This is a genomic window from Novipirellula herctigrandis (genome assembly GCA_007859835.1).
Taxonomy (GTDB): Bacteria; Planctomycetota; Planctomycetia; order Pirellulales; family Pirellulaceae; genus Novipirellula_A; species Novipirellula_A herctigrandis.
Genome location: SJPJ01000001.1, coordinates 4,160,828 through 4,180,387 on the forward strand (window position 1 = coordinate 4,160,828; position 19,560 = coordinate 4,180,387).

18 protein-coding genes and 1 pseudogene are annotated in these 19,560 nt (G+C 53.2%); 10 read left to right on the top strand and 9 right to left on the bottom strand.

The genetic code is table 11. The annotated features are described in order from the left end of the window. Positions 1-15: 15 nt before the first annotated feature. The 3 genes from CA13_RS15450 to CA13_RS15460 are packed head-to-tail and all read right to left on the bottom strand — an operon-like array spanning position 16 to position 1,469. Entirely contained in the window at positions 16-564 is a 549-nt protein-coding gene (locus CA13_RS15450) for a GNAT family N-acetyltransferase (protein WP_146398080.1), read from the bottom strand. Between the two features lie 23 nt (positions 565-587). Further along, complete coding sequence (locus CA13_RS15455; RefSeq protein WP_146398082.1) at positions 588-1,106, bottom strand: phage tail protein; 519 nt, start codon at positions 1,104-1,106, stop codon at positions 588-590. 21 nt (positions 1,107-1,127) lie between these two features. Further along, positions 1,128-1,469 carry a DUF6916 family protein gene (locus CA13_RS15460; protein WP_146398084.1) on the bottom strand — a complete coding sequence of 114 codons (342 nt, stop codon included), beginning with the start codon at positions 1,467-1,469 and terminating at the stop codon, positions 1,128-1,130. Positions 1,470-2,064: 595 nt separating this feature from the next. On the opposite strand from CA13_RS15460, the gene CA13_RS15465 reads away from it, so the two are divergent. After that, positions 2,065-3,663, top strand: coding sequence for a BBP7 family outer membrane beta-barrel protein (locus CA13_RS15465; RefSeq protein ID WP_419194403.1), 1,599 nt, complete (start codon positions 2,065-2,067; stop codon positions 3,661-3,663). Positions 3,664-3,672: 9 nt separating this feature from the next. Here the strand turns inward: CA13_RS15465 and CA13_RS15470 are convergent, their stop codons facing one another. Both CA13_RS15470 and CA13_RS35240 read right to left on the bottom strand, forming a co-directional pair. Beyond that, the gene (locus CA13_RS15470) at positions 3,673-4,671 is read right to left on the bottom strand and encodes an extracellular solute-binding protein (protein WP_419194404.1); all 999 of its coding nucleotides are present in this window, start codon (positions 4,669-4,671) and stop codon (positions 3,673-3,675) included. Then, a pseudogene (locus CA13_RS35240) lies at positions 4,619-4,729 on the bottom strand (pentapeptide repeat-containing protein); the annotation flags it as partial. The pseudogene CA13_RS35240 and the gene CA13_RS15470, both read right to left, overlap by 53 nt. 79 nt (positions 4,730-4,808) lie before the next feature. On the opposite strand from CA13_RS35240, the gene CA13_RS15475 reads away from it, so the two are divergent. Further along, the gene (locus CA13_RS15475) at positions 4,809-6,110 is read left to right on the top strand and encodes a hypothetical protein (RefSeq protein ID WP_146398088.1); all 1,302 of its coding nucleotides are present in this window, start codon (positions 4,809-4,811) and stop codon (positions 6,108-6,110) included. Positions 6,111-6,179: 69 nt separating this feature from the next. Here the strand turns inward: CA13_RS15475 and CA13_RS15480 are convergent, their stop codons facing one another. Beyond that, entirely contained in the window at positions 6,180-7,625 is a 1,446-nt protein-coding gene (locus CA13_RS15480) for a hypothetical protein (RefSeq protein WP_419194405.1), read from the bottom strand. Positions 7,626-7,968: 343 nt separating this feature from the next. Here CA13_RS15480 and CA13_RS15485 point away from each other — a divergent pair, with 343 nt between their 5' ends. Together CA13_RS15485 and CA13_RS15490 are read left to right on the top strand one after the other, a co-directional pair. Next, positions 7,969-10,299, top strand: coding sequence for a DUF1588 domain-containing protein (locus tag CA13_RS15485; protein WP_146398090.1), 2,331 nt, complete (start codon positions 7,969-7,971; stop codon positions 10,297-10,299). A 44-nt stretch (positions 10,300-10,343) separates the two neighbouring features. Continuing rightward, positions 10,344-11,696: a DUF1552 domain-containing protein gene (locus tag CA13_RS15490; RefSeq protein ID WP_146398092.1), complete on the top strand. Its 1,353-nt coding sequence runs from the start codon at positions 10,344-10,346 to the stop codon at positions 11,694-11,696. Between the two features lie 212 nt (positions 11,697-11,908). On the opposite strand, the gene rplL is transcribed toward CA13_RS15490, so the two are convergent. The 3 genes from rplL to rplA form a co-directional block, all read right to left on the bottom strand. Next, positions 11,909-12,322 (bottom strand): 50S ribosomal protein L7/L12, encoded by a 414-nt coding sequence (gene rplL / locus CA13_RS15495; protein ID WP_146398094.1) that lies wholly within the window; start codon positions 12,320-12,322, stop codon positions 11,909-11,911. A gap of 57 nt (positions 12,323-12,379) precedes the next feature. After that, complete coding sequence (gene rplJ, locus CA13_RS15500) at positions 12,380-12,904, bottom strand: 50S ribosomal protein L10 (protein WP_146398096.1); 525 nt, start codon at positions 12,902-12,904, stop codon at positions 12,380-12,382. A gap of 96 nt (positions 12,905-13,000) precedes the next feature. Beyond that, positions 13,001-13,678 carry a 50S ribosomal protein L1 gene (gene rplA, locus CA13_RS15505; protein ID WP_146398098.1) on the bottom strand — a complete coding sequence of 226 codons (678 nt, stop codon included), beginning with the start codon at positions 13,676-13,678 and terminating at the stop codon, positions 13,001-13,003. Positions 13,679-13,977: 299 nt separating this feature from the next. On the opposite strand from rplA, the gene CA13_RS15510 reads away from it, so the two are divergent. From CA13_RS15510 to CA13_RS15535, 6 genes are all read left to right on the top strand, one after another. Next, complete coding sequence (locus tag CA13_RS15510; protein ID WP_146398100.1) at positions 13,978-14,397, top strand: 4a-hydroxytetrahydrobiopterin dehydratase; 420 nt, start codon at positions 13,978-13,980, stop codon at positions 14,395-14,397. After that, positions 14,390-14,722 (top strand): hypothetical protein, encoded by a 333-nt coding sequence (locus tag CA13_RS15515; protein WP_419194406.1) that lies wholly within the window; start codon positions 14,390-14,392, stop codon positions 14,720-14,722. Before CA13_RS15510 ends, CA13_RS15515 begins: the two co-directional genes overlap by 8 nt. Positions 14,723-14,920: 198 nt before the next feature. Further along, complete coding sequence (rpmG, locus tag CA13_RS15520) at positions 14,921-15,088, top strand: 50S ribosomal protein L33 (RefSeq protein WP_146398102.1); 168 nt, start codon at positions 14,921-14,923, stop codon at positions 15,086-15,088. A 132-nt stretch (positions 15,089-15,220) separates the two neighbouring features. Continuing rightward, positions 15,221-17,008 (top strand): single-stranded-DNA-specific exonuclease RecJ, encoded by a 1,788-nt coding sequence (gene recJ, locus CA13_RS15525; RefSeq protein ID WP_146398104.1) that lies wholly within the window; start codon positions 15,221-15,223, stop codon positions 17,006-17,008. A gap of 449 nt (positions 17,009-17,457) precedes the next feature. Further along, positions 17,458-17,667, top strand: a complete 210-nt coding sequence (locus CA13_RS15530) for an OadG family protein (protein ID WP_419194407.1) — start codon at positions 17,458-17,460, stop codon at positions 17,665-17,667. Positions 17,668-17,709: 42 nt separating this feature from the next. Then, positions 17,710-19,503 (top strand): methylmalonyl-CoA carboxytransferase subunit 5S, encoded by a 1,794-nt coding sequence (locus CA13_RS15535; protein WP_146398108.1) that lies wholly within the window; start codon positions 17,710-17,712, stop codon positions 19,501-19,503. Positions 19,504-19,560: the final 57 nt, after the last annotated feature.

Consider the following 19,560-nt stretch of genomic DNA (forward strand, 5'->3'; position numbering starts at 1 on the left):
CCTCTCTGTAAGCGGTCATGGTGAGTAAGAGTGAACAGGACGGAAAGTTTTTTCGGCAAACGCAAGAGCCGATTGGTTTTCGATCGGATGCTCCATCAACTGATGCGTGGGAATCTCACCGATCTTCTGAAACCCAAGCCTGTCGTAGAACCGAATTTGGCGACTGAATAGTTCAACGTGAATCCGAATCGGCTTTCGCTCGACCCACCCCCGATCAATGACGGCCCGGACGATAGCCGTGCCAAAGCCTCTCGATTGAAACTCAGGCAATAACGCGATGTCTAGAATCCGTATTTCATCGTACCGATGATCCACATAAAGCCGTCCAATCTTCGAATGTCTCGACCCAACATCGCCAAGCAGAACAACGGAATAATCGGCATTCGGAAATGCTTCGTGATAATAGTTGTGCTGTGCCTGAAACTGCATCCTTAGAAAGTGGAGAGTTTGGCTCGGCGAAAGCTCAGCCTGCATTACATCGGGCCGGGTACCACAAAAGACCGCGAATAGAAACTCGTGGTCCGCTCGTTGAATTCGCTGCAATCGTAACGATCGATGATCCATCGTGTCGCCTAATCAGAAAAACCCTAGCTGCGTGACGGAAAAATCCCTTGAAGGGCAATACAAAAATTGACCGTTAAGCGTGGTCCACGAATGTCGAAGGCGCTGCCGTTTCCAGTCGCATCCGTCGTCATGCCGCCCATCTTGTCATCCTTTGATGGAGAGTAGACATCTTCGTTGGATGGACCTGGGTAAGCACCTTGCGGATTGTCGGTACTCCCCTCATCCGTGTTGCAATCGACTCGGAAATTATGAGAATGCGACGGCAATTGCTGCACCGTCAGTTGATGTGTCACAGCCCCATTGCGACCGCCAATTGGCGCGTTTGGAAGCCCAGGACCCTGTCCTTGATGCTCCGGTGCGCGTCCGCGCAAATCAGGCAACTGAAAAGTCGTTCGTCCATCACCACCGTAGATAGTTCCCAGCAGAGAGAAGAGTGCGGAATTCTGAGATATTGGAAGCGTTTGACCATCACACTGAGCCCAACCGCGAGGCGGAAAGTTAAATCCAAACATCTGTATTTGCCCTAGATAAGGTTCTGACATGCGGGTTTCTCCTGTAAGTAGCTAAGCAAAAATGGACTCGTAGTGAGATGGGACGCAAGTGCTTTTCAACCCATCGGTTTGAACTTGAACGGGATTGATGGAGAGAGGAAGCTCGCCCAACTGATGATGTTCAACACAATGGATTCCTGTCCCCAGGGAAAACGCGTCGGTGGCCTCGAACAACAATGAAAATGGCGCTCGCAAAGGACCTTTAGATGAGCCCAACGCCGTGGATGCATTGGGATAGCGAAGTACTTCGACCAGTTTTAATTGCCACCCACCGTTCACTAAAAACACGTCTCCAACCAAAGGCAAGAACGTCTCGTAGCGGACTGCGGATAGTTTTTCAAACGCCAATGCCATCGCGTGTCTCTAGGTAACTCTTCTTAATTGACGACTGACCGTGATGAAGCGTGAAAAGTGCGTTGGCGTCATCTCTGAATCTCGGGATCCCTGAGACTGGCAAATCACTTCACTCGCAAACCCCGACTTCCACCCCAACACCCACAGAAGTAAACGCACTCCACACCCCCTCTGGTGGATACTTGGCGACTATATTAATGGGGGTCATGAAATCAACTTTCTTGGAAAATTAGTCTCCGAGCCGATCTGGCTTAAGATCCACGTGTGATCGCCAAAAAATGGGTACAAGGCTAACGAAATACGCAAATAACTGGCTTACATTGGCTAGGATGGACACTTAGCCTAGAGGTATTCGAATTTACCCCCAAAGGACCACATGTACTCAGATAGACAACACGTTGAACTCTAAACCAAGCTTGTCGGTTTCCTTTCGCCTTTCCTTGCTTGAGAAACAGCCATCACATTCGCGATAACCGGCAAAGCTTGCCAGTTTTACTCAACCCGCATGACTGGAATGGTCGAAAAATGATACGTACAGGGACCTTTTCAGGCCCCAGAAATCGTTTTGATGGTTCCAAACGCCGGAAATACCGCGATGAGATTGCCACGCGCCCACGACGCACAAACCACCCTTTGGCTCGCTCTGCTGGCCATGTTTGCAAGCGTCACAATCAACATCCTGCCCGCAAACGGCCAAGTGCGCACGAAAAAACCGGATCGCGGGGTCTATCAACCTCCTATGGTCACTCCGTCGAAAAGAACAAAATCGACCGAGGATTTCCTCGTCGATGCGTCTGTGACAGAGGCGTCCGGTGTCAACGCCATCGAAGGATTGCCTCAGGATGAAGAGGTTCAGTTACTGCGTCGCGAAGCGTCCATCAAGCAAGTCGGTCATAGCGAAGATGCACTTCAATCTTGGCCAATGCCAGCGCAGTATCTACCAAGTGACGGTAATGTCATTTACCACGACGCTTATCAGAGCAATGTCATTGATGGCGAATATACCGAGGGCGAATATTACGAATCCGATTCTATTCATGAGCCCAATTGTGGATGCGACTCGTGCGATAGCTATGGATGTGATTCCTATGGCCAATGTGGTCCGGGATCGTGGACGAATGCGAGACTTGGCTTTACTCCGGATCGTTGGTTTGGCTCCATCGAATTGTTGTTGATGTTTCGCAGCGGAGACACCTTGCCACCTCTACTAACCACGGGTCCAACAACCAGTCCCAATCCGGGTCAAATCGGAGCCGCAGGGACGAGCGTACTTGTCGGCAACAGCAGCGTGCTGAACGAAATGACTGCTGGCGGACGATTGCAACTTGGCACCTGGCTTGATGATTGCCATTTGCGCAGCATGGTGTTTCGTGGTTGGCTAACGGGCGACGAGACGTTTAACTTTGAAACGGATCAAAGCCGCACTCCCGTCATCACGCGACCGTTTTTCAATGTCACCACGGGCGAAGCGGCGAGCCAAGACACGCAAGTCATCGCGACACCGGATTTTACCACCGTCGGCGTTGCTACGGTCCACGCGGCGAACGAAGTCCACGGTGCCGACATTTCAATTCGCCAACAAGCCTATTCTCGATTCGGTGGCACAGTTGACGTATTGTACGGCTACCAATACATGCGAATGAATGACAGCCTACGAACCTTTAGCACTTCAACGGCAGGGGCCAGCAACGCATTGCCACTTGGGTCAGTGATCTCGATTACGGATTCGTTCGAAGCGGAAAACGAATTCCACGGTGGACAACTTGGTTTCGCAAGCCGCTACCGCGAAGGATGCTGGTCATTTCGCAGTTTGTGGAAAGTGGCATTTGGCCAACTCACACGGCGATCCGCATTGTCCGGCCGTACCGAAATCAGCAATGTCACAACCGTGGTTGACCCCAACGGTTTGTTGGTACGCAGCACCAATGACGGGACGGAAACCGATCACACTTTTGGCTGGGTTCCCGAATTGGACTTGTCGCTTGGATGGCACCAATTTCCACAATTCGATGTGACCGTGGGGTACCATATCATCGCGATGACCGATGCCGTTCAAGTGTCGGGATTGATCGATCCCCAATTGGCATCCAACTTGGCGGATCCCGTCGACGATCCGCTACGTCCATCGCGGCAATTGAGCGACAAAACCTTCTACGTCCATGGAATTCATTTTGGACTCGAGTACGTTTTTTAACCGTTGGCTTTACTCTGCAAAGACCTTCAACAATTCTTCGGCCCATTGCTCCCAACCCTCGGCGGCCGTTTCAAAGTCAACGTGCATCCATCGCACCGGAGTTGACGGCAGCACGCGTGGCGTAAATTTGCTCGTCTGCGAAATCGGCAACTGGCTACTATCACCCATCGCCAAACGATCTTCGGTCGTTGGTGAAACCACATAGTCAGCCAAACGATCCGCGGCAGCTCGATGCGGTGCATTCTTCAAAATCGCGACGGTGTTTGGAATCCGCAACGTACCCGGTTGGTCAGGCAATTGATCGGGAAAGACGATTGCTACGGGGCGTCCCAAATCCTTTTCGATAATCGCATCATCGGTGTCGGTTAATCCCCACGCTACCGTTCCAGCGGAAATCGCCAAGGCGACTTGTTTGTTGCCAGACAAGACAACGGCGTTCTGTTTCATTCGACGAAGTTGATCGAGCGTTTCGCTGCGTCCGTTGATCTCTCGCAGGACGGCAAAATGGGTCGCCGTGGTTCCAAACAGCGGCCTGGCAAACGCACATTGGCCTTTCCATTTTGGATCCTCAAGATCGGAAACCGACGACGGATAATCGTTCGCATCGGGAACCAATTGAGTATTCACGATCAACACTCGCGCCCGCGCGGCGAACCCGCACCACGATCCGTCGCTGGCGATCATGTCGGCGGGCCATCCACCTTCAACATCCCATGACCTTGGTTCTAAAAGCCCCAATTTCTGAAGCCGAACGGTGTGCATAATTTCGTTATTCCAAAATAGATCGCAGACCGGCGAGTCTTTTTCGGCAATGATGCGGTTGACTAACCCCACGGTTTTGGTCGATTCTACATCAAACTTCGCGACCACGCTCACTTCGCCTTGGGTCGACCGCTGGAAAGCGTCGAGGATCGGTGTGGCGAATCCTTCGTCAAGTGCCGAGTAGACGACGACGTCACTTTCGGATCGCTGCACGCAACCGCTTGAGGATGACAAAACGACCATCATCAAAATCAACGCCCTGAAAATCGGCGCCCTGAAAATCGGCGCCCTGAAAATCGGCGCCCTGAAAATCGGCGCCCTGAAAATCGGCGCCCTGAAAATCGGCATCGCCATGAAACGGAAAAACAGATTAAACTGAGGGGATGAACGCTGCACGGACTCTACACTTTCTAATTGGGCTTTGGACCGGTTTGGCAATTTGCCACTTTGCGGTCGCTGGTGATTTCGCGAAATATTCCGGTAAGCATATCACGTTGACAACCGATATCGAGTCCGATGAGGAAGCGAGCCGACTTGTCGAGTCCTTCGATGCTGTAGTTCCGCAGTGGGAAGAATTCTTTGACTTGCCAAATTCCGGTCAAACGAATTGGCAGATCGAAGCCTTTGTGATGCGTGACAAATCAGCATTTATCGAAGCGGGGCTGATCAGCGGCCGCATTCCGGAATTTTCGCAAGGCTACGCATTGGGAAACACCGTTTGGGTGGTTGCTCAACCGAGCGAGTACTACACACGGCATTTGCTTCTTCACGAGGGAGTTCATGCCTTGGCGATCGATCGATTCGACGGCACCGGCCCCTCGTGGTTCGCCGAAGGGACCGCCGAAGTCCTTTCGACCCACCGCTTCGTTGGAAGTGATGCCCGAGTGGGTGGGGTCCCAGTGGACCGTGAATCGGTTCCCTATTGGGGACGGTTGAAAGTCATGTCGGAGCGACGAACCGAGGGGGATATCCCTGCGATTGAAACGGTGATGCGATATCCGGCGGACTTGAAAGCGGACCCCGAGGCATACGGTTGGAGCTGGGCAGCAGTGATGTTGTTGTCCGAGTACCCTGAGTACCGGAGTGTCTACCAAGCGGCGGCTCGCGAAGGGCGTGACAATAGCTCGCAGTTCACTCGCCAGCTCTATCAACGCTTGTTTCCACAGTGGCCCGCCGTGGTAGCTCGGTGGCGGTTGATGTGCAACCAACTCGACTATGGATACAATTGGGATGCTAACCGTGTTGCCATCGACGTTTCCGATCCACTTTGGAACGGGGCGAAGAGATCCTTCCCGGTCGATGCGTCGCAAGGTTGGCAGTCGTCAGGTGTTCGCATTCCAGCCTCGACGACGTTTCAAGTCAGCGCGAGCGGGCGATGCACAATTGCCAACCATAGCAACGCCCAACGCAGTAACACCACACGCAGTACAAATGAATGGATCAGCGAACCACCAGGCGTGACGATTCGATACGTTAACGGTAAACCACTCGGACAACTTTTGGCGTGCTTGGTTCCAACGAAACGTTCCGGTGGGGCGACATACGCTCCGCTAAAGATCGTCCCGATCAATTCGGAAACTCAACTCAAGTGCACTACCGAAAGCTGGCTGGTGTTTCAGATCAACGACGCCACAAGCGATCGATCAGACAACAGCGGTAGTTACCAGGTCCAACTCGCTCGCTAAAGCATGCTCATCATTGACGTGGGATCATCGCAGGCTAGGTCCAGGCCTAAATCAGACCTAGAACCGCTACTAGAACTTGTACCGTAGCGTCCAATCAAACAACACCGCTTTACCAGGTTCGGTGGGAGCGTTTGGTTGGTACACGTAACCGGGCTCATCGGTTCGGTTGTGATAATCCGTTCGCCACGACGAGACCTCAAAACCGGTAGTCAAGTCATCAGTAACCTTGTAAAAGATGTTCGTATAGATCACTTGGTTCTTCGTTCGGCCAAGCAAACTGTCGTTGTCATCGGGATCGTCGATCGAGTAGCCCATATGCGCCGTCGCCTTTTTGGTAAGCACGTATGACAATTCACCCCATCCACCGGTGGTATCGATCGGCACGCGTAAACAGGGACACACACCTTGCCCAATCCCGCCGAGTAGATTGCTAAGGTTGGCTCCGGTAAAGAACTCACCCTGAAAACTCAATCGCTCGGTCAGCGGAATCTTGGCATCGATGTTTGCAGACCATGTTTCAATTCGGACATCGTCCTCAGGGCCAAGTGCGGGATTGGCGACATGACCGGTAGAAAAATCGAAGCCTGTTTCACCGATGTGACCGGATAGGCCAAACGCCAACGTTTGGCCACCTGCGGCGATGTTGCCAAACGTGATTGCGGAGCGACCTTGTACCATCGGCCAATTCCCCGTTTCTCGCGTTACACCGACGGCGTTAGCACCACTCGCCAAGTCTTGAATGATGTTCTGGGCAACCGCTCCTTGAAGCGTCCATGTGGTGTTGCTACCGAGATCGAAATAGCGTTCGATGCGAGCTTGGGTCCGCCGGAAACCGATGTTGCCTGCTGCCCAATTGACGGGGAAACTGACCGTGTTTGGCAACAGTGGAGAAACGACATCCCACGTTTGGCCTACCAAAAACCGTGCGTTATCGTTCTTGGCTTCCCAATAGGCGTGGCGAAGCCGAACGTCTGGCTGGTTGTCGGTGACAAAGTTTCCGAGAAAGTCGACTTCAATTTTTGCACCACTACGGAAGCATGCAATATCCGGCCCAAACACATCGACGCCTATTCGACTACGGCGCGCATCAAATTCTAACGCCGATTCTCCTTGCTGTTCTTCGGACGCAATCCAAAGAGCGAACCGGCCGGGAACCGTTCGACCCGTGGAAAAAGCGGCATCGGCCCATATCGTTCCGTAAGGGACGAATCTGAATTTTCCAACCTTTAGACCGTCCGGTTCCGGTTTGCACTTCGGCGCGCACACGGGAGTGTAGCTCGCTTGTTGCACGCCCGGTTGCATCTGCTCGGCATTTTGAGTGTTCCAAGTGTGAATCGACTCAGCGGAAAGCAAATCAATCCACTCGTCCCGTTCAGCGGCCTCGGCCTCGGTTTCAGTTGGCAAAGTAAGACGAGGGGTTCCTTGCCCCAATACTGAACGTGCGCCCAACAACCCTGTGAATATCAAGGTGGTGGCGGTCAGTCCAGTAACCCCTCGTCGAAGTAGCCTCTTCATTAGTTAGTCTCGTTAAAGCAGAAATGGATGGTCCTACCGTCGGATCGCAACGGTTACCTAGGATTACTAATTCGGCGCGATCCAAGTTGGAAAACCCGCATTTGCCGTATTGCCCGCAAACTCAACCCAATGCGTCCTCGATTGTGCATTTCAAAGGTCCTGGGAACACTTTTGATCGAGCTTTCCTAATACAATTGGGGGGGTACGCCTTGTCCATTTCCTTTTATTGTCAAGGTGCTACTATTGATTACGGTTTACCTTCCAAGCATCCCTCCCCATTAGCGTCATTCCTACCTTGCCGACACTTGGTCTTCTGGAATCGCGCTGCCACGAAAAAGCACCGATGTTGCTCCCTTCCGCTCGACCGCTTTTCAGTCTGTCATCAACACTCTTGTTGGCCTTGATCCTGATACCGTCCTATTCGGTCTGTGCTGAGGACACCGAGTTTGGATTGGGAACCAAGATCTATTCCCAGGGCTGCGCGGAGTGCCATGGGGAACAGGGCGAGGGAGTTCAAAGTGAATACGCCGCCGCTCTCATTGGCGATGCGTCGATAGGAGAGTTGGCTGAGGTCATTAGCGACACGATGCCCGAACAGGATCCCGATCTTTGCGTGGGCGAAGATGCGGTTGCCGTTGCCCGTTACATCCATCACGCGTTTTACGGCGAAGCCGCCCGGCTACGGAACCGCCCTCCCAAACTTGCTTTGGCTCGATTGACCGGTGAACAACTGCGTCAAAGTTTGGCCGACCTTTACGGTTCCTTTGCTGGGAACACTTGGGCTCACGAAGACCATGGCGTCAATGCGATCTATTTTGATGGGGACAGGTGGAATGACAAGAAAAGGAAAATCGAGCGAGTCGACTCGGTGATTGATTTTGATTTCGGTCACGACAGCCCAGGAGAGGGAATCGAACCTGAATCATTCTATATCCACTGGACCGGAACCCTGAAAGCAGACCGCACCGGTGATTACGAGCTTGTACTTCGCAGCACCTGTTCTTGCACGCTCGATTTTGGCCACACTCAGCGAAAGTTGATCGACAACCATGTTCAATCGGAAGGACGTACTGAGTTTCGCAAACGGATTCGTTTGACCGCAGGCCGAGGCTACCCGTTTGAACTTTCGTTTATCCAAAGAGAACGAAAAACGGACCAACCGCCTGCGTTGGTTTCGTTTTGCTGGGTTCCACCAGGAGGTGTAGAAGAGGTTATCCCGCAGCGTAATTTGTTAGCCACCAGTTTTCCGCCAGCGTTTTCGTTACAGACAAAGTTGCCTCCGGATGACAGTAGCTATGGCTACGAACGGGGCACTCAAATCAGCCGCATTTGGGACGACTCAACCACGCAAGCAGCGGTTGAGTTTTCACAATTCGCGGGAGATGAACTTTGGCCACTGTATCAACAAAAACACAAAAAGGATTCCAACGAGAATCGTGCGAAGCTAAGGACGTTTCTCGGTGAGCTAGCCGAGACCGCCTTTCGGGGCTCGCTTGATGAGATCGCTCGCAAGCTCTACATCGATGAACAAGTCGACGCGACCGAGGATGATAGGGAAGCGATTCGCCGCGTTTGCTTGTTGGCCCTTAAGTCACCGCGGTTCCTTTACCCAACGCTCGATTCGAATCAAACTGCTTCACGACGCGTCGCAAACCGCTTGGCATTGGTTCTTTATGATTCGCTTCCTGTCGATGATTGGCTCTTAGCGAAAATCCAAAAGGACGAACTTGCAACCGAAGCACAGGCCAACCAAACGGCTTGGAGTATGGTGAGCGACTACCGCACGCAAGGCAAAATGCGATCGTTCCTGTACCATTGGTTCCACGTTGGCGGGACCGATGAAATCCCCAAAGACAGCGAAGCCTATCCCGGGTTCGATCAAGCCGTCGTCAGCGACTTACGAGCTTCGTTCAATGCGTTTGTAGATGAGGTCGTATGGAGCGAAACGAGTGATTTTCGTCAATTTTTCATAGCGGATTGGACCTTCACGACGGACCGCTTGGCTACCTTCTATGGCGATGCATGGAAACCGGTTGAAGCCGAAGGGCCACCACTAAGGCGAAGTGTCAGCGATGCGAAAGTCCGCATGGGAGTGCTGAACCATCCGCTAGTGATGAGCTCACTTTCGTACTACAAAACGACATCACCGATCCACCGCGGCGTGTTTTTGAACCGCTACATTTTGGGCCGAACCCTACGCCCGCCGAATGCCGCTTTCGCCCCACTTAACCCTGACTTGCATCCGCAATTGACGACTCGAGAACGGGTCTCGTTGCAGACCGAGGACGTAAATTGCCAAGTATGTCACGAACGAATTAATGCCCTTGGTTTTACCCTCGAAAACTTCGATGCAGTCGGTCGTTGGCGAGAGACAGAGAATGATCGTCCGGTCAATGCCAGCGGAAATTACTTGACGCGCGACAGCAAAACGGTCACCTTTGAAGGTGCGTCGGACTTGGCAAATTACTTGGCCAAAAGCGATGATTGCCACAAGGCCTTTGTCGAAGCGGCTTTCGAATACTTTGTCAAACAACCTGTCACCGCCTATGGCAGCGATACGTTGGACCGCCTCACAGATAAATTCCGAAACAGCGGCTTTAAGGTCCGAGACCTCCTTGTCGCAATCGCAGCGACTGCGGCGACGGAACCGTTAAAGACTCAAGAAGAAGCTTGAACATCTAACCCGTTAAATGTTGAATCCGAAGCATTGAAGTGATCATGAATCCACAGCCCCCATCAAGACGCGACTTTTTGAAGAAACTCGGCGTTGGCTATGCAGCAGGGCAATTCCTATTCGGATTGCCTAGCCTTGGCTGGGCCGCATCGCAATCACGCAAGCAACGGATCGTTTTCCTGTTTAGCCCCAACGGCGTGATCCCAAAGCATTTCTGGCCCGACAACCAAGGACGCGATTTTGACGTCAAGCGAATCCTCGAGCCGCTCGCCAGTTTCAAAGATCAACTGATGACCCTGCATGGCGTGTGCAACAAAATCCAAGGGGATGGCGATGGGCACATGCGAGGAATCGGCTGCCTGTTGACAGGTGTAGAGTTGTTCCCTGGCGATATCCAAGGCGGATCGGACACGCCCGCCGGATGGTCGATGGGAATTTCGATTGACCAACATTTGAAAAACAAATTTCAAAGCGACCCAGAAAAACAAACGCGATTCGGTTCGCTTGAGTTCGGCGTGATGGTACCGGATCGTGCGGACACATGGACACGCATGTCGTATGCAGGTGCCAATCAACCGATGGCACCAATTAGCGATCCGTATCAGATGTTTGACAAACTGTACGGGCAAGCAAAAAACCGCCAATTGCTTGCGAGCGTATTGGATGATTTGAGCGAAGACTTCAAGCGAGTAGAAAATCTGATTAGCAGCGAAGATTGTCACATTCTCAAAGAACATGTCGAGATGGTCCGAGCGGTTGAAAAAGAACTGAAGACTGAATTGGCCCAATCCCAGAAGGCTGAAGAGTCCCAAACGACTGACCTCGGCCACGCTGTTCCTGAAATGCCACCGAACGTGGAAACCGAAAACGACAATATGCCTCAGATTGCAAAAATGCAGATCGAACTATTGGTCAACAGTTTCGCGTCCGACTTCTCTCGGATCGCCACTTACCAGATCACCAATAGCGTCGGAAACGCAAGAATGAAATGGCTTGGCATCGATGAAGGACACCACGGTTTGTCGCATGAACCCGATAGCAACGAAAAGGCCTACGAGGAGTTGATCAAGATTAACACGTGGTACGCCGAGCAAGTCGCCTACTTGGCCAAGCGGCTTAGTGAAGTACCCGAGCCCGGTGGCAGCGGATCACTTCTGGACAACACCACGATCGTGTGGACAAACGAGCTTGGCAAAGGAAACTCGCACACTCGCGACAACATTCCTTTCGTGATGGTCGGTAGCGGCTTGGGATGGGACATGGGCCGAGCGATGAAGTTCGACCGAGTCGCCCACAACCGATTGTTGCTGAGCATCACCGAAGCGATGGGCTACCCAGAAAAGAAATTCGGCAATCCGGACTATTGCGGCGATGGGCCGTTAACCGGATTGTTGTAAAAACGCTCGACTTTGTTGGCGCCGGCATTCTGGGTTTCGACGGAGCCGCAAATACCACGGAGCCGCAAATACCACAGAGCCGCGCACAGTCGCAAATCACATCAAGTGTCCAACCGCCTCCCCCTCGAATCCTATACAAACACGACAAAAAGCCCTGGTGAAAAACACCAGGGCTTTTGTGTATGGAAAGGAGTGGCTATCACGCGTTCGAACTATTTCAGTTCAACGGTACCGCCTGCTTCTTCGACTTCGGCCTTAACCTTCTCCGCATCTTCCTTCGATACGGCTTCCTTCAAGGTGGCTGGACAGCCTTCGACCATCTTCTTGGCTTCCATCAGCGAAGCACCGGTCAGGTTCTTAACAACCTTCACAACGTTCAACTTCTTATCGCCGAAACCGGTCAAGACAACGTCGAATTCGGTTTGCTCAACCGCATCAGCCCCACCGGCACCATCACCAGCAGCAGCCATCACAACGCCACCACCGGCGGCTGGCTCGATGCCATGCACGTCCTTCAGGTAGTCGCTAAGCTCTTTGGCTTGCTTCAGGGTCATGTTGGCGATCTTGTCGCCGAGTTCTTTCGCATCGGCGCTGAATTCTGCGACTGCAGTGCCTTCTTCGGACATTTCTAATACCTCAAAAACAGTTGGTGATTTGCTACGTAACGCTTAACAAAAGAGCAACTACTCGTCGCCTTCTGAAATTTTCTTAATTTGACTGTTGAGCTTCTTACCGGGCCCGAGCAGTGCAGCCGACAACTGAGCTCCAGGTCCAAGGATCTGGCCCACCAGCATCGAGATTTGTTCTTCGCGGCTTGGCCATTTGCTAACTTCCTTTAGCTTCGCCGCATCAAGCTTCTCGCCGTCCATGACCCCGCCATTGGCGGAGAATTCCTCGTACTTCTCGCTGTCCTTATCAAGACGAACGACCTCTTTTACTAGAGAGACGAAATCACTCGCCCCCCAACAGATTGCGACTTGGCCCTTGGCATCTTCAAATGCAGGTGCCAACGAAGAGCCCTTAATCGCTCGTCGCGCGAGAGAATTTTTGACGACTAGCATGCGAATTTGTTTCGCATCCAATTCGCCGCGAAGTTCGTTGGTGGCATTGGCGTCCAAACCGACATAGTTGACTAGCACAGCGTCTTCGACGCCTTCTAGTTCACGCTGAATGTCGCGTGTTACCAATTCTTTGACAAATTTACTCATCGTATAAGTTCACTTAGGTGCGATCGATTTGGGTGTTTGGGAATCACTTCGATTGACTACGTGCATGGCCACCCGTGGATGACCAAGCCAGCCTCTTTACAACGCGATCCTTACACTTGGGCTCATCGTCGCACAAATGGCAACGCCCTTGACGTAGGTGCCCTTGACCGTATTGGGTTTCATTCCGATGACGAAATCAAGGAATGCAGTGATGTTTTCAGTTAGCTTCGGAGCGTCGAAGCTCAATTTGCCGACCATTGCATGGACGTTTCCGCCCTTGTCGTTGCGGAATTCAACCTTACCAGCCTTGTATTCACCAACGACCTTTGCGACGTCCGGTGTAACGGTTCCCGCTCGGGGACTCGGCATCAAACCGCGAGGACCAAGGACACGACCAAGTGGCCCCACTTGGCCCATCATGTCGGGAGCGGCGATACAGACATCAAAGTCCGTCCAGCCGTCTTTGATCTTCTTCGCCAGGTCTTCTTGGCCAACTTCGTCCGCACCAGCTTCTTCGGCGGCTTTCGCTGCGTCGCCTTTGGCGAACACAACCACTCGTTGGGTCTTGCCAATTCCGTTAGGCAAAACAATGCTGCCGCGGATGATCTGGTCCGCTTGATTTGGATCAACGCCCAAACGCATGTGAATTTCGACCGTTTGGTCAAATTTGGTCGCATCGTATTTCTTTAGCGTCTCGACTGCCTCTTGGAGGGGCAGGAGCTTAGCGGGCTGCTTCTCGAGTGCCGCGCGGTAACGCTTTGATTTTTTTCCCATATCTGGTCACGACTTAGGTGGTTGTCGGGTGGTTTGGCGAGTCTCACTCTGTCCCGAGTAAAACCGAAAGACGCTTTCGATTTGCCTCGGCGGCAAGCTCTCCCACTTATTTTTATCGCAAGCAGTAGTGTTGCGAAGCGGGAGAATGTCGCCAATCCGGTGCGAGTCGTCAACGGCAAACCATCCCCTTTGGCACACTTTTTTGTAAGATTCTCAAGGAACCGCTTCATTTGGCACGCGTAAACGATCGATCTAGCCCCCGCAGACGATCAAACGAACCACAAACGATCAAAACGGATATGAACGAGCCAGCAAACAAAGCAGCGAATCATTTGGCGAAATCCAATTTGGCAAAATCCAAGTGCGTCCCCTGTGAAGGCGGGGTACCGCCGTTGGATCGCCCGTCGATCGACACCATGATCCAGTCTTTCTCACACTGGGGTTTGTCCGAAGACGGGAAATCGATTCAGCGCAAGATCAACTGCAAAACCTTCGCAAAAGCAATCGAACAGATTCGGGAGATCGCGAGCATAGCGGAGTCCCAACAGCATCATCCGAATCTCCACTTAACCGGCTATCGCTACCTTCAGGTCGAATGGACGACTCACGCGATTGGCGGGCTTAGCGAAAATGACTTTGTCATGGCTGCCAAGATCGACCAATTACTCGACGACACATCAGTTCACGGAAAGCATTGCAGGAAACCGTCTCATGATTGAAATCGCCCGGCACCGCGCCCTGGCACTCCTGTCGGAATGCACCGGCGACGACATTTGGAGCGTTCAACACTGCCGTGAACGCCGCGTTCCTCAACGTTGGATCGAAGAATTGACCGACAACTATGAATCAGGCTTCCAAAGTAACAGCCAGACAATTTACGTAAAAAACCAACTGACAAACCAATACCAAGGGATTCGAGATGTCGATTTAGCGATGCGAATCGCCCAGACACTCGGCCTCGACGTTAACCGCGTGACGGCCACGGCAAGCAGCCGGCGCCACATTGTCACAGCGATCAAAGAAGCGGTGATGGATGGCGATTAACCAATTCGGTTCACAAGCCAACGGGCGACCTTTGGCGATTCCCGCAAATCGAAAAAGCCGCCAAGTAGGGCAAAGCAAGACAAAAGAGGCTTGCCGAAACCGCTTGTCCCCTGTCATAATCGCGGGTTGCCCGAAAGGGCAAACACCCCGAAATGAACACACGTTTAGTGCACCAATAAGCTTAGAGAGCAGATTCCGATGGCCGGCCGAAGTAAGAAAAAAGCAGAAACCATTTTCTTGGTATGCGAAGAAACCCAAGACTACAACTACACGCTTCAACGTAAACCGGGGGGCGAAAAGCTCCGTTTAAAGAAGTACAGTCCTCGACTGCGCAAGCACACTTGGCACACCGAAAAGAAGAAGTAGTTCGAAACAGTGGCTTCCGGTCACCGCTCTTGGCGATAGCGTCTGCGGAGTCGATGACGCCTTTTGCGAGCACGCCTGTTGCAATGGTGTCGGCATCGTTACCGCCTCTCTTTTCTTTCACGGAGTTCATGGATGCAGCGTCGATGGCGGATCATTCCTCATGATGGCTCGCGCGTCGATCAACTCGTGCGCACCGCCCGCTTACCAGCCGTCGTCGCTCAATTATTGGTAAGCCGCGGCATCTATCTTGCCGACGACGCTGCTGCGTTCATGTCGACGAAGCTGACCAACCTTCGCGACCCCCGTGAACTGCCAGGGGTTGTCGAAGCAACGAAGATCATCGCACCGGCAATTGAAGCGAAACAGCCCATCACGATCTATGGCGACTACGACGCCGATGGCATGACCGGCACAGCGATTCTGGTCAACGGACTGCGATTGATGGGAGCCGATGTTAGCTATCACGTCCCCAACCGACTCGAAGATGGCTACGGACTCGGTGAGGAGGCAATTCGCAAGCTCGCCGATCGTGGCAAGAAACTCATCATCTCGGTCGACTGCGGAATCACCAGCCGCGAACATGCAAAGCTTTGTCGTGATTTAGACATCAAGCTCATCATCACCGATCACCATACGATTGACGGTGACCTTCCTTGCGCCGATGCGATCGTCCACCCGCGGCTTCCTGGCACCACCTATCCGTTCGGCGAACTTTGCGGTGCGGGTGTCGCGTTCAAATTGGCTTGGGCATTGTGCCAACAAGTTTGCGGTAGCGACAAAGTCACCGATCCGATGCGCCGCTACCTAATGCAATCACTATCGCTGGCGGCAATCGGAACGGTCGCTGACGTCGTTCCACTGCTGGACGAAAATCGCGTGTTGGTCGAGCACGGATTAAAAACGCTCCAAGCCACACCACTGCCAGGCTTGGCGGAGTTGATGAAAGTCACCAAGTTAGACCAATCCGCATCCATCACTTCGGACAGTATCGCGTTCACCCTAGCACCACGACTGAACGCCGCTGGACGACTCGGCCAAGCCCAATTGGCCGTGGAGCTATTGACCACGCCTGGCGGAGAGCGTGCGGTGTCGCTAGCCCAGTACATCCACTCGCTCAATAGCGATCGCGACACGTTGCAGCGGAGCGTCACGCTTGCGGCACAAAAGCAAGCCAAAGAAGAATTCGACCCAACCAACGACGCGGCGTTGGTACTCGCCGGTGTCGGTTGGCACGCCGGGGTAATCGGTGTCGTCGCTGGCCGGTTGGCGGAAAAGTATGCCAAGCCCGTGTTCATCCTATCGCTCGACTCCACCGGTAAACCCGAAGCGGTCGGATCGGGCCGCGCAGGCGGAACGGATATCAATTTGCACGAAGCGCTTAGCGAATGCAGCGAGCGCTTGGTTCGCTTCGGAGGCCACAAAGCCGCCGCCGGGCTAACGATTCTCGAAGACCAAATCGATTCCTTTCGCGGAGACTTTTGCGAAGCGGTCGCTCGCCAATGGCAAGAACGGCAAGTTGAACCGGAGATTGTGATTGACGCCGAAGCGTCGCTTGGTCAGTTGAATCTCGAAACAGCCAAGCATATCGAAATGCTGGCGCCATTCGGTGCCGGCAATCCTCGTCCAATTTTATTTTGCGGTGGGATCGAACTTGATGAACCAGCAAGACGCATGGGCGGCGGCGACCGTCACTTAAGCGTCAAGTTGAAACAAGGGACTAAAACCGTCCGAGGCGTTGCGTTTGGAGCGGGTGATTGGTGCGAGGTCCTGAACGAAATCAAGGGCCCGATCGAAATCGCTTATCGCCCAGTGATCAACGAATTCCGCGGCTTCCGCAAAGTAGAAATTCATTTGGTTGACTGGCGAATTTCGGCAACCCAAGGACGTCCGACCAAAACTTCCAAGGCAGTCACCACATAGCCCCCTCGGGTCCGAACGAGCATAGCTTGATCGCACGTTCAGTGCGTTTTGGGCCACGCGAGCGTTCTCTCTACGCCTGGAAACGCCCTCCCTCCGCCAGGAAACGGACGACGCGATGCAACCTGCTGCCTAAACGAGCATCGCTCGGCCCCAGTCCACCGATGCCAAAAACCTTCTGGCAAGACCGGACGTTACCCGCTGATTCGCAATTCGTCACTCTTCGTCAGCCCACCAACGACAATAACCCAGCTCAACGACAACCTGAGAGACATAGGAAATCGCTAACGACGAGATTACCAGCCTTGTATACCTGCAGCAGATTGCGGGTTAACATAGTTCTGTAAGAAACGTCAATGGTGACGCTTGCTGTTCCGGGGTTACCCCGGGCGGACACTCCACCAAGGCATGATCAAACAAGCTCTTGCGAGGCAGGAAAGATGGAACAATTGATGATTGCGTTTATCGGGATGACAGGCGTCTACGTTTTCCTGTCCGTACTGGTTGGGGCGATTGAGTTGATCACGCATCTTTTTCCACCATCGGAAAAGCAGCCGGTTTCTGCCGGCGATACTCTGTCATCCCCACAGAGGTCCGACAAGCAGGTTGTCGCAGTCATTCAAGCAGCAGTCACTGCATTCGAAGCTGACCGTCGCAGCTAGCTCGACCACCGTAGGCTCCCCTCACCATAGGATTCACACTCGATGTCCGACAAAGTTATTCAAGTTACCGATGTCATTCTTCGCGACGCACATCAAAGTTTGATGGCTACCCGCATGGCGATGGAGGATATGGTCCCGGCCCTGCACGATTTGGATCAAGCGGGCTATTGGTCATTGGAGTGTTGGGGTGGCGCCACTTTCGACAGTTGCATCCGGTTTCTTAATGAGGATCCCTGGGAACGGCTTCGTACTTTCAAAGAGCATTTGAAGAATACCAAAACACAGATGCTGCTTCGCGCCCAGAACTTACTTGGCTATCGACACTATGCCGATGACACAGTCGACCGCTTCGTCGATAAGGCTGCTGAAAACGGGATGGATGTGTTCCGTGTCTTCGACGCACTGAATGACCCTCGGAACCTGAAGCGGGCAATGGACGCGGTCAGGAAAACAGGCAAGCACGCCCAAGGATGCATCAGCTACACCGTCAGCCCGGTCCACACAAATGCGAAGTACGCTGAACTATCGATGCGGCTCCAAGAATTGGGAGCGGATTCGATCTGTATCAAGGACATGGCTGCACTGATCAAACCGCAAGCAGCCTATGATTTAGTGAAAGCGATCAAACAGGCTTGCGGCGACGAAATGGCGGTCCACTTGCACGTTCATGCCACTACCGGTGTGACGATGGTCTCTCTGATGAAAGCGATTGAAGCGGGATGTGACCAAGTCGATACGAGCCTCAGTGCGATGAGCTTGGGCACAGGCCACAACCCGACTGAAAGTTTTGTCGAGATGCTTGAGGGAACCGGATACACCACGAACATTGATTTGGCCGCAGTTGCCCGTGCGAACAAGCATTTCCAAAAAGTGAAGGGTCGCTACAGCGAGTTCTACACCAAATTCACGGGCGTGAAGACCGATATTTTCCAAAGCCAGATCCCCGGCGGCATGCTCTCGAACATGGAAAGCCAACTCAAGGCACAAGGCGCCGGCGACCGGTTAGACGAGGTCCTCGAAGAAGTGCCGAGAGTCAAAAAAGACGCCGGCTATCCGCCACTCGTGACGCCATCGTCTCAGATCGTTGGGACGCAAGCGGTCTTCAACGTGATGATGGGCAAGTACAAAAAGTTGACCGGCGAATTTGCGGACTTGATGCTTGGCTACTACGGCAAGACCAGTGGCGAATACAACCCTGAGGTTGTCAAAATCGCTCAAGCACAAACTGGCAAGGATCCCATCACGTGCCGCCCCGCCGATTTACTTGACAATGAATGGGACAAGCTGAAAGGCGAGGCGGAGTCGCTAGAAGGATTCAATGGCTCCGACGAAGACGTACTGACCAACGCACTGTTTCCTCAGGTTGCACCGAAGTTCTTCAAGACTCGCAGTGAAGGACCTAAGAACCTAGGCAAGGACCCGCAAGCCGCTGCTGCCGAAAAACCAGCCGCACCTGCCGTCGCCGCAGCCAGCCCCGCCGCGAAAAGTGGGCCTCGCAACTACACCGTAACCGTTGACGGCAGCGCATTCGAGGTCACCGTTAGCGAAGGCGGCGCCGTTACAAACGCCTCGCCCGTCGCCTCCAACGCGGCACAAGCACCTGCTGCCGCATCCGGGTCCACCGGCGAAGCGGTTAAGGCAACCCTTGCCGGTAACGTCATTAAATTGGTCAAAGGTGTCGGCGACAGTGTGGCCACCGACGAAACGGTGATGACGCTTGAGGCAATGAAAATGGAAACCGAAGTTGTCGCTCCCAAGTCCGGCACGATCGCGGCGATACATGTAAAGGAAGGGGATGCCATCGCAGTGGGCGATACGTTGTACACGCTTCGCTAAATTCCTTAGCGAAGTCCACACCGCCCAGAGCTCGATTTTTCGAAGCGAAGGGACTAT

Coding starts and splice junctions, on each gene's coding strand:
- CA13_RS15450 (WP_146398080.1), bottom strand. CDS start 564: ATGGATCATCGATCGTTACGATTGCAGCGAATTCAACGAGCGGACCAC.
- CA13_RS15455 (WP_146398082.1), bottom strand. CDS start 1,106: ATGTCAGAACCTTATCTAGGGCAAATACAGATGTTTGGATTTAACTTT.
- CA13_RS15460 (WP_146398084.1), bottom strand. CDS start 1,469: ATGGCATTGGCGTTTGAAAAACTATCCGCAGTCCGCTACGAGACGTTC.
- CA13_RS15465 (WP_419194403.1), top strand. CDS start 2,065: ATGAGATTGCCACGCGCCCACGACGCACAAACCACCCTTTGGCTCGCT.
- CA13_RS15470 (WP_419194404.1), bottom strand. CDS start 4,671: ATGATGGTCGTTTTGTCATCCTCAAGCGGTTGCGTGCAGCGATCCGAA.
- CA13_RS15475 (WP_146398088.1), top strand. CDS start 4,809: ATGAACGCTGCACGGACTCTACACTTTCTAATTGGGCTTTGGACCGGT.
- CA13_RS15480 (WP_419194405.1), bottom strand. CDS start 7,625: ATGAAGAGGCTACTTCGACGAGGGGTTACTGGACTGACCGCCACCACC.
- CA13_RS15485 (WP_146398090.1), top strand. CDS start 7,969: ATGTTGCTCCCTTCCGCTCGACCGCTTTTCAGTCTGTCATCAACACTC.
- CA13_RS15490 (WP_146398092.1), top strand. CDS start 10,344: ATGAATCCACAGCCCCCATCAAGACGCGACTTTTTGAAGAAACTCGGC.
- rplL (WP_146398094.1), bottom strand. CDS start 12,322: ATGTCCGAAGAAGGCACTGCAGTCGCAGAATTCAGCGCCGATGCGAAA.
- rplJ (WP_146398096.1), bottom strand. CDS start 12,904: ATGAGTAAATTTGTCAAAGAATTGGTAACACGCGACATTCAGCGTGAA.
- rplA (WP_146398098.1), bottom strand. CDS start 13,678: ATGGGAAAAAAATCAAAGCGTTACCGCGCGGCACTCGAGAAGCAGCCC.
- CA13_RS15510 (WP_146398100.1), top strand. CDS start 13,978: ATGAACGAGCCAGCAAACAAAGCAGCGAATCATTTGGCGAAATCCAAT.
- CA13_RS15515 (WP_419194406.1), top strand. CDS start 14,390: ATGATTGAAATCGCCCGGCACCGCGCCCTGGCACTCCTGTCGGAATGC.
- rpmG (WP_146398102.1), top strand. CDS start 14,921: ATGGCCGGCCGAAGTAAGAAAAAAGCAGAAACCATTTTCTTGGTATGC.
- recJ (WP_146398104.1), top strand. CDS start 15,221: ATGCAGCGTCGATGGCGGATCATTCCTCATGATGGCTCGCGCGTCGAT.
- CA13_RS15530 (WP_419194407.1), top strand. CDS start 17,458: ATGATTGCGTTTATCGGGATGACAGGCGTCTACGTTTTCCTGTCCGTA.
- CA13_RS15535 (WP_146398108.1), top strand. CDS start 17,710: ATGTCCGACAAAGTTATTCAAGTTACCGATGTCATTCTTCGCGACGCA.